At 68.6% G+C, this 15,157-nt stretch carries 12 protein-coding genes; 6 read left to right on the top strand and 6 right to left on the bottom strand.

What is annotated here, in order from left to right:
• The coding region (gene sucD, locus WB794_RS11145; protein WP_337335928.1) for a succinate--CoA ligase subunit alpha at positions 1–720 on the top strand (720 nt) is incomplete at its 5' end.
• An 81-nt stretch (positions 721–801) separates the two neighbouring features.
• Here sucD and ispG read toward each other — a convergent pair.
• The gene (gene ispG / locus WB794_RS11140) at positions 802–2,037 is read right to left on the bottom strand and encodes a flavodoxin-dependent (E)-4-hydroxy-3-methylbut-2-enyl-diphosphate synthase (protein ID WP_337335927.1); all 1,236 of its coding nucleotides are present in this window, start codon (positions 2,035–2,037) and stop codon (positions 802–804) included.
• 81 nt (positions 2,038–2,118) lie between these two features.
• A complete protein-coding gene (locus WB794_RS11135) occupies positions 2,119–3,774 on the bottom strand; it encodes a hypothetical protein (RefSeq protein WP_337335926.1) in 1,656 nt (551 codons plus the stop codon).
• A 173-nt stretch (positions 3,775–3,947) separates the two neighbouring features.
• Between WB794_RS11135 and xseA the strand changes: the two genes are divergently transcribed.
• The gene (gene xseA, locus WB794_RS11130) at positions 3,948–5,297 is read left to right on the top strand and encodes an exodeoxyribonuclease VII large subunit (RefSeq protein ID WP_337335925.1); all 1,350 of its coding nucleotides are present in this window, start codon (positions 3,948–3,950) and stop codon (positions 5,295–5,297) included.
• A 27-nt stretch (positions 5,298–5,324) separates the two neighbouring features.
• Here xseA and WB794_RS11125 read toward each other — a convergent pair whose 3' ends face one another.
• Positions 5,325–7,328 carry a bifunctional DedA family/phosphatase PAP2 family protein gene (locus WB794_RS11125; protein ID WP_337335924.1) on the bottom strand — a complete coding sequence of 668 codons (2,004 nt, stop codon included), beginning with the start codon at positions 7,326–7,328 and terminating at the stop codon, positions 5,325–5,327.
• An 80-nt stretch (positions 7,329–7,408) separates the two neighbouring features.
• Here WB794_RS11125 and WB794_RS11120 point away from each other — a divergent pair, with 80 nt between their 5' ends.
• Entirely contained in the window at positions 7,409–8,227 is an 819-nt protein-coding gene (locus tag WB794_RS11120) for an SDR family oxidoreductase (RefSeq protein ID WP_337335923.1), read from the top strand.
• 154 nt (positions 8,228–8,381) lie between these two features.
• Here the strand turns inward: WB794_RS11120 and WB794_RS11115 are convergent, their stop codons facing one another.
• Positions 8,382–9,158 (bottom strand): hypothetical protein, encoded by a 777-nt coding sequence (locus WB794_RS11115; protein WP_337335922.1) that lies wholly within the window; start codon positions 9,156–9,158, stop codon positions 8,382–8,384.
• Between the two features lie 487 nt (positions 9,159–9,645).
• Positions 9,646–11,052 (bottom strand): oxygen-independent coproporphyrinogen III oxidase, encoded by a 1,407-nt coding sequence (gene hemN, locus WB794_RS11110; protein ID WP_337335921.1) that lies wholly within the window; start codon positions 11,050–11,052, stop codon positions 9,646–9,648.
• Positions 11,053–11,187: 135 nt separating this feature from the next.
• Here hemN and WB794_RS11105 point away from each other — a divergent pair, with 135 nt between their 5' ends.
• Positions 11,188–12,354, top strand: a complete 1,167-nt coding sequence (locus WB794_RS11105) for a phosphoglycerate kinase (RefSeq protein ID WP_337335920.1) — start codon at positions 11,188–11,190, stop codon at positions 12,352–12,354.
• Between the two features lie 5 nt (positions 12,355–12,359).
• On the top strand, positions 12,360–12,929 hold the full coding sequence (locus WB794_RS11100) for a DNA-3-methyladenine glycosylase (protein ID WP_337335919.1): 570 nt from the start codon (positions 12,360–12,362) through the stop codon (positions 12,927–12,929).
• A 5-nt stretch (positions 12,930–12,934) separates the two neighbouring features.
• Here WB794_RS11100 and WB794_RS11095 read toward each other — a convergent pair whose 3' ends face one another.
• On the bottom strand, positions 12,935–13,870 hold the full coding sequence (locus WB794_RS11095; protein WP_337335918.1) for a carbohydrate kinase family protein: 936 nt from the start codon (positions 13,868–13,870) through the stop codon (positions 12,935–12,937).
• 210 nt (positions 13,871–14,080) lie between these two features.
• Here WB794_RS11095 and WB794_RS11090 point away from each other — a divergent pair, with 210 nt between their 5' ends.
• The gene (locus WB794_RS11090) at positions 14,081–15,127 is read left to right on the top strand and encodes a rod shape-determining protein (protein WP_337335917.1); all 1,047 of its coding nucleotides are present in this window, start codon (positions 14,081–14,083) and stop codon (positions 15,125–15,127) included.
• The last annotated feature ends 30 nt before the right edge of the window (positions 15,128–15,157 follow it).

The following is a 15,157-nucleotide window of genomic DNA, read 5'->3' as shown; positions in this document are numbered from 1 at the left end:
GTGTTCAACACGGTGCTCGAAGCGGTCGAGGAAACCGGTGCCAACGCCTCGGTCATCTACGTGCCGCCCCCGTTCGCCGCCGACGCCATCCTGGAAGCGGCCGACGCCGGCATCCAGGTCATCGTCTGCATCACCGAGGGCATCCCGGTGCTGGACATGCTGCGGGTCAAGCACGTGCTCGCCGGCTACGACGACGTGGTGCTGATCGGCCCCAACTGCCCCGGCGTCATCACCCCGGGCGAATGCAAGATCGGCATCATGCCCGGCCACATCCACAGCGTGGGCAAGGTCGGCATCGTGTCGCGTTCGGGCACGCTGACCTATGAAGCGGTCAAGCAGACCACCAGCGCCGGCCTCGGCCAGTCCACCGTGATCGGCATCGGCGGCGATCCGATCCAGGGCATGAACTTCATCGACGCCCTGCGCCTGTTCCAGGACGATCCGCAGACCGAGGGCATCATCATGGTCGGCGAAATCGGCGGCAGCGCCGAGGAAGAAGCGGCCGAGTTCATCGCCGAATACGTCACCAAGCCGGTGGTCGGCTTCATCGCCGGTGCCTCGGCCCCCAAGGGCAAGCGCATGGGCCACGCCGGCGCGATCGCCTCGGGCGGCTCGGGCACGGCCGAAGGCAAGTTCGCGGCGCTGGAAAAAGCCGGCGTCACCACGGTCAAGTCGCCCGGCGACCTGGGCAGCACCCTGGCGAAGCTGATGAAGGGCTGATTCCGGCCATTTCCCGCAAGTACAGGCAAAGGGCCGCAAATGCGGCCCTTTGTTTTTTATCGCAAGGCAGACTGCGCGGAATCAGTCGCCCGCGATCCGGTAGTGCTCGCGCACGTAGCCGTCGATGATGCCGACGAACTCCTCGGCGATGTTTTCCCCGCGCAGGGTCATGGCCTTCTTGCCGTCGATGAAGACCGGCGCGGCGGGCGCTTCGCCGGTGCCGGGCAGCGAGATGCCGATGTTGGCGTGGCGCGATTCGCCGGGGCCGTTGACGATGCAGCCCATCACCGCCAGGGTCAGGTTCTCCACGCCGGGATGGGCCAGTTTCCATACCGGCATCTTTTCGCGCACATGGTCCTGCACCACCTTGGCCAGGTGCTGGAAGAAGGTGGAGGTGGTGCGCCCGCAGCCCGGGCAGGCGGTCACCATCGGGGTGAAGGCGCGCAGTCCCATGGTCTGCAGCAGCTCCTGGGCCACGATCACCTCGGCGGTGCGCGACTGCTCCGGCTCGGGCGTGAGCGAAATGCGGATGGTGTCGCCGATGCCTTCCTGCAGCAGCACCGCGAGCGCCGCGGACGAGGCCACGATGCCCTTGCTGCCCATGCCGGCCTCGGTCAGGCCAAGGTGCAGCGGGTAGTCGCTGCGCGACGCCAGGTCGCGGTAGACGGCGATGAGATCCTGCACGCCGGAAACTTTGCAGGACAGGATGATGTCCTCTCGCGCCATGCCCAGCTCGACCGCACGCGCGGCCGAATCCAGCGCCGAGCGGATCAGCGCTTCGCGCAGCACTGCGGCGGCGTCCCAGGGTTCGGCGCGCCCGGCGTTTTCGTCCATCAGGCGCGCCGCCAGGTCCTGGTCGAGCGAGCCCCAGTTGGCACCGATGCGCACCGGCTTGCCGTGGCGCAGGGCCAGTTCGATCAGGGTGGCGAACTGGGTGTCGCGCTTGCGCCCGAAGCCGACGTTGCCCGGGTTGATGCGGTATTTCGCCAGCGCCTCGGCGGCGGCGGGTTCATCCGTGAGGAGCTGGTGGCCGTTGTAGTGGAAATCGCCGATCAGCGGCACCGATACGCCCATCATCGCCAACCGGTCGCGGATGCGCGGCACGGCGGCGGCGGCCTCGGCGTTGTTGACGGTGATGCGGACCAGCTCGGAGCCGGCGCGCCAGAGTTCGGCCACCTGGCGCGTGGTGGCGTTGACGTCGGCGGTGTCGGTGTTGGTCATCGACTGCACCACGATGGGTGCATCCCCGCCCAGCGCGACACCACCCACGCGGGCGGCGAGGGTGCGATGACGGATCGGAGTGGATACGCGGCTCATGCCTCACCTGCAGGAACGGGGCACCGGTACGGTGCCACGCAGCCTCGCATTATCGCGCAAGCGCGCCGTCGCACGCACGACTCAGGCGCGGTCGGCCTCCGCCAACAGATAGTCGCCGGTGCGACGCAGCGTGCGCAGCGCGCCGCAGGCATAGACGTTGGAGCCTTTCGCGCCCGGCCCATCCCAGCGATCGCTGCTGCGCGTCACTTCCAGCCGGGGCGCGTCGACATCGTTGACCGCAGGCAGCAGGAACAGCTCGGGGCCGCTCGCCTCGCCCGACAGCGGTGCCAGCCCGATCGCCCGGATCGGGGCCTCGGAGCCCCCGGCTTCGTCCAGGGAGCGCAGGCCGACCGCGTGGGCGCGCCGGGAAACCAGGTCGACGCCGGCCTCCATGCCGCCTTCGTCGTAGCGCAGCCAGCGCACCAGGCCGACCATCCAGTCGTAGGGACCGCCCTCGGCCGGAAGGCCCAGCCCGACCAGTTCGCCGATGCGGGCACGCACGCCCTGCGCGGCCTCCCAGCGCAGCCGGTAGCCGCCCAGGCTCTGGTCCTGGATGCGTGCGCTCGCCAGCGTCGCGTGCACGGCATCGGCACTGGCCTGGGCCCAGGACGCCCGATTCAGGGAAACCGCCGAGACGCCGCGCACTTCGCGCATGAAGGAGTCGAAATCCTGGCCCCCGGCGAGCTGGTAGTGCAGGCCGCTCAGGCCCACGATCGTGTCGAGCGCGTAGCCTCCTTCCAGGCGCGGGCTGGCGCGGGTCACATCCTGGCTCCAGCCTTCCAGCGCGCGTTCGAGCAGGCTGGTCGGTACCGTCAGGCGGTAGTCGCGCGACAGCCGCAGCACGGCCTCGCCGCCCTCGCCGCTGCGCGAGAGGGTGCCGCGCACCAGCGCCTCGAGCTTGCGCAGGTCGATCCACAGCATGTCCCCTTCATCCGGATCGGGCGCGCGCGAAACGAAGGTCGGCGGCAGGTCGGTGTCGATCATCGCCAGCACGCCGGCCGCGGCAAAGCGCTGCGGGGTCATCTCCACCGTCGCCGCCACGTCGCGGCACAGCGACCACAGCTCCACCAGCTCGCGCTGGCTGAAGCGGTAGGGATTGGCCAGCGCCATCAGCACCGCCTGGTTCTGCAGCAGTGCCACCGTCAGCGAGCGACGCTCGGAGGCGTCCTCGACGGCCTTGTCGTCCAGGCCGCGTGCGCTGGCGAACGCAGCCAGCGCGTAAAGCTGCGCCCACACGTCCGGTTCCGGCGAGCGATACAGGAAGTAGCTCGTGGCCAGCCAGCGGACGTGGTGGTAGACCGCACGCACCAGGGCCACGGCCACCGTGCTGCCGCGCAGGAACGGCACCTTGCCGGCCGGGGCGCAGGCTTCCACCAGCGCCATGCGATAGCCGAGCGCAAGCTGGCGATGCAGGTGGATCAGCTGCGCGGCCGTCTCGGCCTTGCTCCCGGCCAGCGGAAAGCTGCTGCCCTGCAGGCGGCTGGTCAGCAGGGTGATCGCCTCCAGTAGCGGCGTACGCAGCACCTCCATCACCTCCAGCCGGGTGAAGCCCTCGAGCTGGCGCGCGTGGAAGGCGTCCAGCGCGCCGGACAGCTGGAGCAGATAGGCCTGCTGGTTGGCACGCGGCAGGGCATCGACCCAGGCATGCAGCCGCTTGGCATCGGCCGGCAGCGCGTCGCGACCGGCGGGCAGGCGCTCCGGCAGGTTCGCGCTCAGGCTGCGGTAGGGATTGATCATGCGCGCTCCAGGCGAGGCCGACGGACAGGACGCAGCTTCCCGCGACGCGCGCCGGATCGCAAGTCCGGGCGCGTCGCGACTCGGCACAAGGCATTGTGAATCAGTGTATTTGCGGACACTTTCTCGATTCCGTGTGAAAATCATGCCATGCCCACGCCGCACCGTACGCCACAGTGACACCGCCTCTTCCCGCCCCGCCGCGCCAGGTCCTTGCACCCGCGCAGCTCAATGCGCTGGCGCGCGGCCTGCTGGAGGACGCGCTCGGCCAGGTCTGGATCGAAGGCGAGCTGGGTGGCGTCTCCCGCCCGGCGTCGGGCCACCTCTACTTCGCCCTCAAGGACGCGCGCGCCCAGGTGCGCTGCGCGCTGTTCAAGCCCAAGAGCCAGCGGCTCGGCTTCCGCCCGGTCGACGGGCTGCAAGTGCTCGCGCACGGGCGGGTCACGCTGTACGAACCGCGCGGCGAGTACCAGCTCATCGTCGACCACCTGGAGGAAGCGGGCGAAGGTGCGCTGCGGCGCGCGTTCGAGGCACTGAAGGCACAGCTGGCCGCGGAAGGCCTGTTCGACGCGACGCGCAAGCGGCCGCTGCCGGCGCGCATCGCCCGCATCGGCGTGCTCAGCTCGCCCGGCGGCGCGGCGGTACACGATGTGCTGACCGTGCTGCGGCGGCGCTTCGGCCTGCTGGAAGTGGACCTGCTTCCGGTGCCGGTGCAGGGTCCACAGGCTGCGGCCGAGATCGTGCGGATGCTGTCGCGCGCGGACGCCAGCGCGCGCTACGACGTGCTCCTGCTCACCCGCGGCGGCGGTTCGCTGGAAGATCTGGCCGCCTTCAACGACGAAGCGCTGGCGCGCGCCATCGCGGCGGCGCGCACCGTCGTGGTCAGTGCGATCGGGCACGAAATCGATGTCTCCATCAGCGACTTCGTCGCCGACCTGCGCGCCGCCACCCCTTCTGCCGCCGCGGAATTGCTCAGCCCCGACGGTCGCGACCTGCGGCGGCGGCTGCACCGCCTGCGTGAGCAGATCGACATCGCCGTGCGGCGCGGGATCGAGCGCGGCTGGCTGCGTCTGGATCCACTGCAGCACCGCCTGGGTGCGCAGCAGCCGCTGGCCCGGCTGCAGCGCGGCGCGGAACGCCTCGCCATGCTGTGGCACCGTCTCGGGCTGGGCATCGGCCAGGCGCAGGCCGCGCGCCGGGCGCGGTTCGGCCCGCTCGTGCGGCGTCTCTCCGCGGTCCACCCCCGGCCGCGCGTGGAGGCGCTGGCGGCAGCCAGCGCGCGGCTCATCGACACGCACCATCGCGGCATCACCCTGCGCCTTGCGCGCGAGGCCACGCGCCTGGCCGCGCTCGCGCGCGCGCTCAACGCGGTCAATCCGCTGGCGACGCTGCAGCGCGGCTATGCGATCGTGCTGGATGCCGACGGGCGCAGCGTGCGATCGGCCGCCTCGCTGTCGCGCGGACAGGAGGTCGCGGTGCGGCTGAGCGATGGCGAACGCCGCCTGCGCGTGCTGGACGATCCCTAGGACCGCAACGGCCCTGGCTCCGCGCGCTCAGCGCGCCTGATCCGGCCCCAGCAGCAGCACCCGGGTGCCGTCCTCGCCGCGCGCGACGCGATGCTGCGGCAGATCCGGCAGATCGCCGGACACGGCCTCCAGCGCCGCGCCATCGTCACCCTGCACGCGCCAGAGGCGGAAGATCGAAAGCTCGGTACCAACGCGCAGCAGTGCGACCGCGCCCTGCCAGACGGGCGTTTCGTCCGGTGCCAGCGACAGCGGCGCGAACCACAGGTGCAGCACGAAGCGGGTGTCAGGCTCCGGGCCGGGGCGGGTCATCAGCAAGGCATCGCCATGCCCGCTGTGGGAGGCCGGCAGCACCGGCAGGCTGTCCGGGGTCGCGGTCTTGTCGAGGATGGCAAGCAGGGTTTCGATGTTCGCCGGCGGGCCGGGTTCCCAGCCGGCGGCCTGCAGACGATCGCGCAGCGGACCGATCGGGCCGGCGTACTGCAGGTTCATCGGCCAGGCGCGCTTGCTCAGGAAATCGTTGCGCCGCGCCGGCAGCTCCGCCCAGGCGCCGTCGCGCCAGGCATCGGCGCGTATTCCGGTGCGCAGCTCGGGGGGTGCGAACTGGCCCAGGATGTCGGACGCGCTGCGGTGGCCGTGCCAGAGTCCGACGCCGATCACGCACAGATAGAACCCGAGCGCCAGCGGACGCATCCAGAACGAGCGCAGCGCGCGGCGGCGGTAGGCCAGCCCCAGCACCGCGATCCAGGCCACGCCCAGGAAAATGCCGCCCAGCACGTCGGTCAGCCAGTGCGCGCCCAGGTACAGGCGCGCGAAGGCGATCGTGGCCACCGCGATGGCCGCGATGCCGTAGGGCCACGCCCGGCGGCGACCGGGCAGCTCGCGCGCGATCAGCACGGCGAAAAAGCCGAACACGACGGTCGCCATGGTGACCTGCGCCGAGGGGAAATCGAAGCCGGCCACCGCCATGGCCGCCGGCGGGCGCGGCACCTGGATCAGGCGATCCAGCACCCAGACCGCCGCCAGGGCAAACACGAACGCGGCGATCCAGTGCCCCAGCGCCACCCAGCGCCGGCGCCAGCCCAGCCACAGCGCCACTACGGTGACGCCGGGCACGAGCACCTGCCAGTCGCCCAGGCTGGCCAGCACCGCCATCGGCACATCGGCCAGCGGGGTGCGCAGGCCGAACATCAGGTGGTGAACCGTCAGATCCAGCGCCGTGGGGTCGTCGTGGCCGGCGGCCAGCAGCAGCACCGAGAAGAAGGCCCAGCTTCCGGCGATGAGAAGGATCGCCATCGCCAGCAGCGAAGACGATTCGCGCCGGCGCGGATCGATCAGGGCGCTGGCAAAACGCCCCAGCACCGGATGCCGCACCGACCAGCGCAGCAGCCGCGACAGGATCAGCGAGGTGCGCGGTGCCAGCACCTTGTAAGTCTGGTAAACGGTGAAATAAATCAGCGCCAGCAGCGCCAGCAGCGCGCCCACCACGATCGCCAGCCGCCCCGCGACGGCGGCAAGCAGGTCGATCGAGGCACCAAAGGCCCAGCCGGCGAGCAGGAACGCCGCACCCCAGCTGAGCGAGGCCACCGCGCTGGCCGGGACATAGCGTCGCGCCGGCATTTCCAGCATCCCGGCGATGGCCGGCACCAGCGGCCGCACCGCACCCACGTAGCGTGCGATCAGGATGCTCTTGAGCCCGTGGCGACGAAACATCGCCTCGCCCTGCGGCAGCCAGCCCGGATAGCGCGAAAACGGCCACATCCGCCGCAGGCGATCGCCGTAGTGGCGGCCGAACAGGTAGCTCAGTCCGTCGCCGGCGAACGCGCCGGCGCTGGCACAGGCGATTGCGTACGGGCCATCCAGGGTACCCAAGCCGATGAACGCGCCGATGGCGAACAGCAGCGGAATGGCCGGAACGACGAACCCCAGGATCACCACGGCGTCGAAGAACGCAATCAGGAAGATCGCAACGCCTGCTGCGGTGGGATGGTGGCCGACCCAGGCGATCAGCGCGTCGAGCGTCTGCGAATTCATCGGCGAAGTATAGAAGGCACCCGCGTACGGGCTTCTGGGCTAGAGTGCCGGCGTGTTCCTGCTTCATTCACGGCATCCCCATGAACTCCCTCGACGGCAAGACCCTCTTCATCACCGGTGCCTCGCGCGGCATCGGCCTGGCGATCGCGCGGCGCGCCGCGCGCGACGGTGCCAACATCGTCATCGCGGCCAAGTCGGCCGTGCCCAATCCCAGGCTGCCGGGCACCATCCACACCGCCGCGGCCGAGGTGGAAGCAGCCGGCGGCCAGGCGCTGGCGATCCAGTGCGACATCCGCGATGAAGCCGGCGTGGAGGCCGCGGTCGCCGCCGCGGCGGAGCGCTTCGGCGGCATCGACATCCTCGTCAACAACGCCAGCGCGATCTGGCTCAAGGGCATCGCCGAAACCCCGATGAAGCGCTTCGACCTGATGCAGCAGGTCAACGCGCGCGGCACCTTCCTGGTCACGCAGAAGTGCCTGCCGCACCTGCTGAAGGCCGCCAACCCGCACGTGCTCACGCTCGCGCCGCCGCCCTCGCTCGATCCCAAATGGTGGGCCCCGCACACCGGCTACACGCTCGCCAAGATGGGGATGAGCTTCGTCACCCTGGGCCTGGCCGCGGAGCTGGCCGGGCGCGGCATCGCGATCAACGCGCTGTGGCCGCGCACCATCATCGCCACCGACGCGCTCAACATGATTCCCGGCGTGGACACGCGCGGCTGCCGCACCCCCGAAATCGTCGCCGACGCCGCCCACGCCGTGCTGGTGCGCCCGGCGAGTGGCTTCACCGGGCGCTTCCTGATCGACGAAGAGGTGCTGGGCGAGGCCGGAGTGACGGACTTCTCCGGCTACGCGGTGGATCCGGGCCGGCCGCTGCTGCCGGATCTGTTCCTGGATTGACTGCCGACTGCTGCGTTCACCCGCGGCTGCGCATGCTGTTCGCAGCGGCGGGCGTCATCGTACTCGCGCCGCGACGCGGGCCACTTGGAAAATCGTGCGAACGCTACAAGCGTGGCGCGGTTTTCAGGGGCGCAGGGCACCGGAAGTGCGCGGCTTATTTTTCGGGGTGAGCCGCGCTTTTGGCAATGCTGAAGTCAATGGAATAGCTTCCGACAGCAGAATTGTTCAAATAATCCAGCGACTCATTTCTCGTCAAATAATATGTTTCCGACTCAAGCACGCGCTGGATTTTTTCATCCAGGCCGGAAGCAACCTCCATCACGGTAGCAAGATTCAGCTCGATCGTTGCACCGTCGAGCGACCTGCCGCGCGCTTCCACCTTGACGCTCTGATTGGGATTCAATGCTCCCGACGCCCGCTCGACACTTGCGGGAGAGGCGCTGCCGTCCTGGAACATCCGGACGACGGCTTCCGTCGGAATGAACGGAATCGCTATGTGCCAATCGCGCACATCGACGCGCTCTCCAGCATCACCTTTCGCCTTGGCACCAACAAAAAACATGGCATGTGCCGGTGATTTATTCACGAGTGCGTCCCAGTCGGCACCTTCCAACGCATCGGTGAGACGAAGCAATACGGAGTTCGCTGGATCTTCAATGGCAAAACTATCCCGCCTACCCTCATCGCAATACGATGAATCCTCTCCCGGACGGGGGGCGATAACCTGGCACCTCAGGCAGCCGTAGAAACAATTTATAAAAAGAAACGGCTCATATTTTGGGTAGCCAACGGGATTGTATGCGCATTTGCCGCACTTATACTCTCCATCAATATCTGGCGCATTGGTGTATTCGCAATATTGAGCGCCAGCCTGGCCTGCAGGAATGAGGGCGGCCATCAGCAGTGCCAAGAGAGAAATGATGGTTTTCATCGAAACACCTCCTTTTGCTGTAAAGCGTAGCGAATGGCACAAGACAATTCGCCCCCGGTAGATTGCCCGAATCACTGAAAGAGGCCGCCTGGAAGCCGCCTCGTGCCGCTGCAAGATGTTTGCGTCTTCGCTCCCTGGAGACCGCGCTGTCATGGCAAGCCGTTGAAGCCCGATCTCACAATCAGTGATCCAATGGTTGATCAGCCCGCCACTTTTGACCAGTACATCAAAACGCCTCGCTTGTCAACTGCCCGGTTGGGACAATGAAGAGAGGCGCGCCGTGCCCGCCAGAGACATGGCTTGAGAAGCCATACAGACCGTTGCTCAGGTCATTGTCCAGCAGCGAAATCAGAGCATTACGAGCGTCAGCAGGACGTTTCCCACCGCCCCGGGCCCTTTGACAAAGCGCGAGAAAGATCTGCCGAATGCGGAACACAGGCTTTCTCGAAGCCTTGTTGACCCGCGCCGTACCCGTGCGCTCCGTAACTCAAATCGCCTTGGAAAACCGCGCCGGCGCCATCGCTTCGGCGCGTTCGTGCAGGTAGGCGTCGAAGGCCATGGCGACGTGGCGCAGCAGGAGCTGGCCGCGCGGGGTGGCGCGGACGCGCTCGCGGGTGATCTCGACCAGGCCGTCGGCCACCATCGGCTCGAGGCGCGCCAGCGCCGCCCGGAAATACTCGCGGAAGTCGATACCGTGGCCTGCTTCCACCTCGCGGATATCGATTTCGCCCAGGCACATGATCTGGCCGATCACGTCCGCACGCAGGCGGTCGTCGGCATCCAGCGACAGCCCGCGCCACACCGGCAGCGCGTCGGGCTGGTGCGCCAGGCGCGCTTCCCAGGTGCCCAGGTCGCGCGGGTTCTGGCTGAAGCTGGCACCGATATGGCTGATCGCGCTCACGCCCAGACCGATCAGATCGGTTTCAGCGTGGGTGGTGTAGCCCATGAAGTTGCGGTGCAGGCTGCCGCTGCGCCGCGCCTTGGCCAGCTCGTCCTCGGGCAGGGCGAAGTGGTCCATGCCGATGTGCTCGTAGCCGGCGGCGGTGAGCTTCTCGATCGCCAGGCGCAGCAGCGCCAGGCGCGTGGCGGCGCTGGGGAGATCCTCGGCCTTGAGCTGGGTCTGGGCGCGGAAGACTTCGGGCAGGTGGGCGTAGCCGTAGATCGCCAGGCGGTCCGGCCGGGCTTCGAGCACGGTATCCAGGGTGCGGCCGAAGCCTTCGACGGTCTGCTTGGGCAGGCCGTAGATGAGATCCACGTTGACCGAACGCAGGCCGTGGGTGCGGCAGGCGCGGATCAGGTCCAGGGTCATTTCCACGCCCTGGATGCGGTTGACCGCCTCCTGCACCACCGGATCGAAGTCCTGCACGCCGAGGCTGGCGCGGTTGAAGCCCAGCCGCGCCAGCTCGCCGATCTCGTCCGGGGTGACGTGGCGCGGGTCGAGTTCGATCGAGTAGTCGCGGTCGGCGGTCGCGCTGAAGCTGAAGTGCCGGCCGAGGCTGTCGAGCAGCGCGCCGAGCTGGGCCGGGGTCATGAAGTTGGGCGTGCCGCCGCCCAGGTGCAGCTGAATGACTTCGCGATCGCGGTCGAACAGCGGCCCGACGCGCTCGATCTCCTGATCCAGCGCGGCGAGGTACGCGGCACCCTTGCGGTGGTCGCGGGTGATGATGCGGTTGCAGCCGCAGTAGAAGCACGGGCTTTCGCAAAACGGAATGTGGACGTAGAGCGAGAGCCGGTGCGGCACCGGATCCTCGTTGCTCAACGCGATGTGCTCGCGCAGCTCGCGGTCGCCGAAGCCCTCGTGGAAACGCGGGGCGGCGGGATAGGAGGTGTAGCGCGGACCGGGGCGGTCGTAGCGCTGCAGCAGTTCGTCGCTGAAGAAAAGAGGAGTGGCCATGGGGCGCAGTCTGCCAGCGGCGGCGGGGCGCGCACTTGATGCGGATCAAAGATGGCGGCTTCATTCAGGTGGCCCGGCCTGACGCTTCGGCGCGGGATCGGCGACAATGCGGGTTTCCTTCACGGAGCCTGCCCCATGGCGATCCTGCGCATGACCGACCTCGATCTTTCCGGCCAGCGGGTGCTGATCCGTGAAGACCTGAACGTACCCGTCGCCGCGGGCAAGGTCACCTCCGAGCAGCGCCTGCGCGCGGCGCTTCCGACCCTGCGCCTGGCGCTGGAAAAGGGCGCGGCGGTGATGGTGACCTCGCACTTGGGCCGCCCGAAGGAGGGCGTGTTCTCCGAGGCCGATTCGCTCGCGCCCGTGGCCCGACGCCTGTCGGAACTCCTCGGCCGCCCGGTACCGCTGATGCGCGACTGGGTGGACGGCGTGGACGTGGCTCCCGGCGAAATCGTGCTGCTGGAAAACTGCCGGATGAACGTGGGCGAAGGCAAGGACGATCCCGCACTGGCGAAGAAGTACGCCGCGCTGTGCGACGTGTTCGTGATGGACGCCTTCGGTACCGCGCACCGCGCCCAGGCCTCGACCCACGGCGTGATCCGCGAGGCCAAGATCGCCTGTGGCGGCCCGCTGCTGATGGCCGAGCTCGATGCGCTGACGCGCGCGCTGCTGAATCCGGCGCGCCCGCTGCTGGCCATCGTCGCCGGCTCCAAGGTCTCGACCAAGCTCACCCTGCTTTCCAGCCTGCTGGAAAAGGTGGACCGGCTGATCGTGGGCGGCGGCATCGCCAACACCTTCCTGGCGGCGCAGGGCCACGGCGTGGGCACCTCGCTGATGGAGGCCGACCTCCTGGACAGCGCGCGCGCCATTCTTGCCGAGGCCGGCGAGCGCCTGGTGCTGCCGCTGGACGCGGTGGTGGCGACGGCGTTTTCGGCCGATGCCACGCCCATCGTGCGCGGGCTGGACGAGGTGCGCGGCGATGAAATGATCCTCGACATCGGCCCCGCCACCGCGGCGCGCTATGCGCAGATCGTGACGGATGCCGGCACGGTGCTGTGGAACGGCCCGGTCGGCGTGTTCGAGTTCGACGCCTTCGGCGGCGGCACCCAGGCGCTGGCGCAGGCCATCGCGGAATCTTCCGCGTTCTCCATCGCCGGCGGCGGCGACACGCTGGCGGCGGTGGACAAGTACGGCGTGACCGACGGCATTTCCTACATTTCCACCGGCGGCGGCGCGTTCCTGGAATTCTGCGAGGGCAAGACCCTGCCGGCGGTCGCGGCGCTGGAAGCACGCGGCGTCTGATCGCCGTGCCTGCGCCCGCCCGCCTCACGCCGCTGCCGCGTGCGTTCTACGACCGCGACACGGTAGCGGTGGCCCGCGCCCTGCTGGGCCAATGGCTGGTGCATCGGGGGGACGGGACGACGCGCGTGGGCCGCATCGTGGAAGTGGAGGCGTACCTGGGCCCGACGGACCTGGCCGCGCACACATCGAAAGGGCGCACCGCGCGCACCGAGGCCATGTTCGGCCCGCCGGGCCACGCCTACGTCTATCTCATCTACGGCATGCACCACTGCATGAACGTGGTGACCGGGGCGGAAGGTTCGGGCACCGCGGTGCTGCTGCGCGCGCTCGAACCCGTCGGCGAACTGCCCTTCGCCAGCAACGGGCCGGGCCGGCTGTGCAAGGCCATGGGCATCGACCGCCGCCACTACGGCCACGACCTGTGCAGCGCGGACCTCTTCATCGCGGCGGCACCGGCGGTGGACGCGGCCGACATCGTGGTGCGCCCGCGCATCGGCGTCGACTACGCCGGCGAATGGGCGCTCAAGCCGCTGCGGTTTTACGTCGCGGGCAGCCCCTTCATCTCGCGCCGCTAGGCAACTCAGCCCAGCGCATAGCCGAACTGCTGGCGGAACTGCTCGGTGAAGCCGTCGAAATCGAAGCGCTGGTTCTGCGGGCCGAGGTGCTCGATCTTGATTGCGCCCATCAGCGAGGCGATGCGCCCGGCGGTGGGCATGTCCATGCCGTTCATGAGGCCATAGATGAGGCCGGCGCGATAGGCGTCGCCGCAGCCGGTGGGATCGACCACGCGGATCGCGCTGGCGGCCGGAATGGTCAGCTCGCCCTTGCGGGTGTGGACCTCCGAGCCCTTGCTGCCGCGGGTGACGATGTAGGCTTCGACGCGCTCGGCGATGGCCCGCGCCGACAGCCCGGTGCGCTCTTCCAGGAGGCTCGATTCATAGTCGTTGACGGTGACGTAGGTAGCCTCCTCGATCATCTGCGTCAGCTCGGCACCGTTGAACAGCGGCATCGCCTGGCCGGGATCGAAGATGAAGGGGATGCCGCATTCGGCGAACTCGCGCGAGTTCTGCAGCATCGCCTCGTAGCCGTCCGGCCCGACGATGCCGAAGCGCACGTCGGGCACATCCTTCACGTGGTTCTCGTAGCTGCGCATCATCGCGCCGGGGTGGAAGGCGGTGATCTGGTTGTCGTCGAGATCCGTGGTGATGAACGCCTGCGCGGTGAACAGGCCGTCGATTTCCTTGACCTTGTCCAGGGTGATGCCGCAGGCCTCGAAGTGCTCGCGATAGGGTGCGAAATCCTGCCCCACGGTGGCCATCGGGATCGGGTCGCCGCCCAGGAGCTTCAGGTTGTAGGCGATGTTTCCGGCGCAGCCGCCGAACTCGCGGCGCATCCGGGGCACGAGGAAGGAGACGTTCAGGACGTGCACCTTGTCGGGCAGGATGTGGTTCTTGAACTGGTCCGGAAAGACCATGATGGTGTCGTAGGCGAGCGAGCCGCAGATCAGAGCCGACATCGAAAATCCTCGGTGCAGGGCCGGTCCGCGCCGGCAAAGCCGTCGATTCTACGCGCAGCCGGCGTCGGGCTGAACCACCCGCACGCGGCATCGCCCGCCGAAGCCGCCGTTAACAGGCGGCTAACACCTTGAAAACCGCGTGTTGCCGCGGTTTTGCCGGGTTGCTAGGCTAGCGTGCTTTTCCTGCTTCCGACTGCCGGGCCGACTTTGATGTTCAAGATGCTGCGTGGTCTGTTTTCCAACGACCTTTCGATCGACCTGGGGACCGCCAACACCCTGATCTACGTGCGCGGCCAGGGCATCGTGCTGAACGAGCCCTCGGTGGTCGCCATCCGCCAGGACCGCACCCCCGGTTCGCCCAAGCAGGTTGCGGCGGTGGGCCTGGAGGCCAAGCGCATGCTCGGCCGCACCCCCGGCAACATCACCACGGTGCGGCCGCTGAAGGACGGCGTCATCGCCGACTTCGCGCACACCGAGGAAATGCTCAAGCACTTCATCCGCCGGGTGCACAAGTCGCGCTTCCTGCGCCCCAGCCCGCGCGTGCTGATCTGCGTGCCCTGCGGTTCGACCCAGGTCGAGCGCCGCGCGATCAAGGAATCGGCCGAGGAGGCCGGCGCGCGCGAGGTGTTCCTGATCGAGGAGCCGATGTCGGCCGCGATCGGTGCCGGCATCCCGATCCACGAGGCGCGCGGCGCGATGGTGCTCGACATCGGCGGCGGCACCTCGGAAGTGGCGGTGATCTCGCTCAACGGCATCGTCTATTCGCAGTCGGTGCGCATCGGCGGCGACCGCTTCGACGAGGCCATCATCAGCTACGTGCGGCGCAACCACGGCACCCTGATCGGCGAGACCACGGCCGAGCGGATCAAGCTCGAGGTCGGCTGCGCCTTCCCGCAGGAGGACGTGAAGGAGATCCAGGTCTCCGGGCGCAACCTGGCCGAAGGCGTGCCGCGCAACTTCACGATCAACTCCAACGAAGTGCTCGAAGCCCTGCACGAGCCGCTCTCGGGCATCGTCAGCGCGGTGCGCGCGGCGCTGGAGCAGACCCCGCCCGAGCTGAGCGCCGACGTCTACGAGCGCGGCATCGTGCTGACCGGCGGAAGCGCCATGCTGCGCGATCTGGACAAGCTCCTGTCCGACGAAACCGGGCTTTATGTGCAGGTGGCCGACGATCCGCTGACCTGCGTGGCGCGCGGCGGCGGGCGCGCGCTGGAGCTGATCGACATGCACGGCAACGATTTCGTCGCACCCATTTGACCGGGCGCGCGCCCTGCCGCGCAGCGTAAG

This window comes from Denitratimonas tolerans, from assembly GCF_037203605.1.
GTDB lineage: Bacteria > Pseudomonadota > Gammaproteobacteria > Xanthomonadales > Xanthomonadaceae > Denitratimonas > Denitratimonas tolerans.
This window is presented reverse-complemented; position numbering and strand designations above follow the sequence as displayed.

What these genes read in the sequence shown, in the direction of transcription:
- ispG (WP_337335927.1), bottom strand. Translation starts at nt 2,037, where the DNA reads ATGAGCCGCGTATCCACTCCGATCCGTCATCGCACCCTCGCCGCCCGC.
- WB794_RS11135 (WP_337335926.1), bottom strand. Translation starts at nt 3,774, where the DNA reads ATGATCAATCCCTACCGCAGCCTGAGCGCGAACCTGCCGGAGCGCCTG.
- WB794_RS11125 (WP_337335924.1), bottom strand. Translation starts at nt 7,328, where the DNA reads ATGAATTCGCAGACGCTCGACGCGCTGATCGCCTGGGTCGGCCACCAT.
- WB794_RS11120 (WP_337335923.1), top strand. Translation starts at nt 7,409, where the DNA reads ATGAACTCCCTCGACGGCAAGACCCTCTTCATCACCGGTGCCTCGCGC.
- WB794_RS11115 (WP_337335922.1), bottom strand. Translation starts at nt 9,158, where the DNA reads ATGAAAACCATCATTTCTCTCTTGGCACTGCTGATGGCCGCCCTCATT.
- hemN (WP_337335921.1), bottom strand. Translation starts at nt 11,052, where the DNA reads ATGGCCACTCCTCTTTTCTTCAGCGACGAACTGCTGCAGCGCTACGAC.
- WB794_RS11105 (WP_337335920.1), top strand. Translation starts at nt 11,188, where the DNA reads ATGGCGATCCTGCGCATGACCGACCTCGATCTTTCCGGCCAGCGGGTG.
- WB794_RS11095 (WP_337335918.1), bottom strand. Translation starts at nt 13,870, where the DNA reads ATGTCGGCTCTGATCTGCGGCTCGCTCGCCTACGACACCATCATGGTC.
- WB794_RS11090 (WP_337335917.1), top strand. Translation starts at nt 14,081, where the DNA reads ATGTTCAAGATGCTGCGTGGTCTGTTTTCCAACGACCTTTCGATCGAC.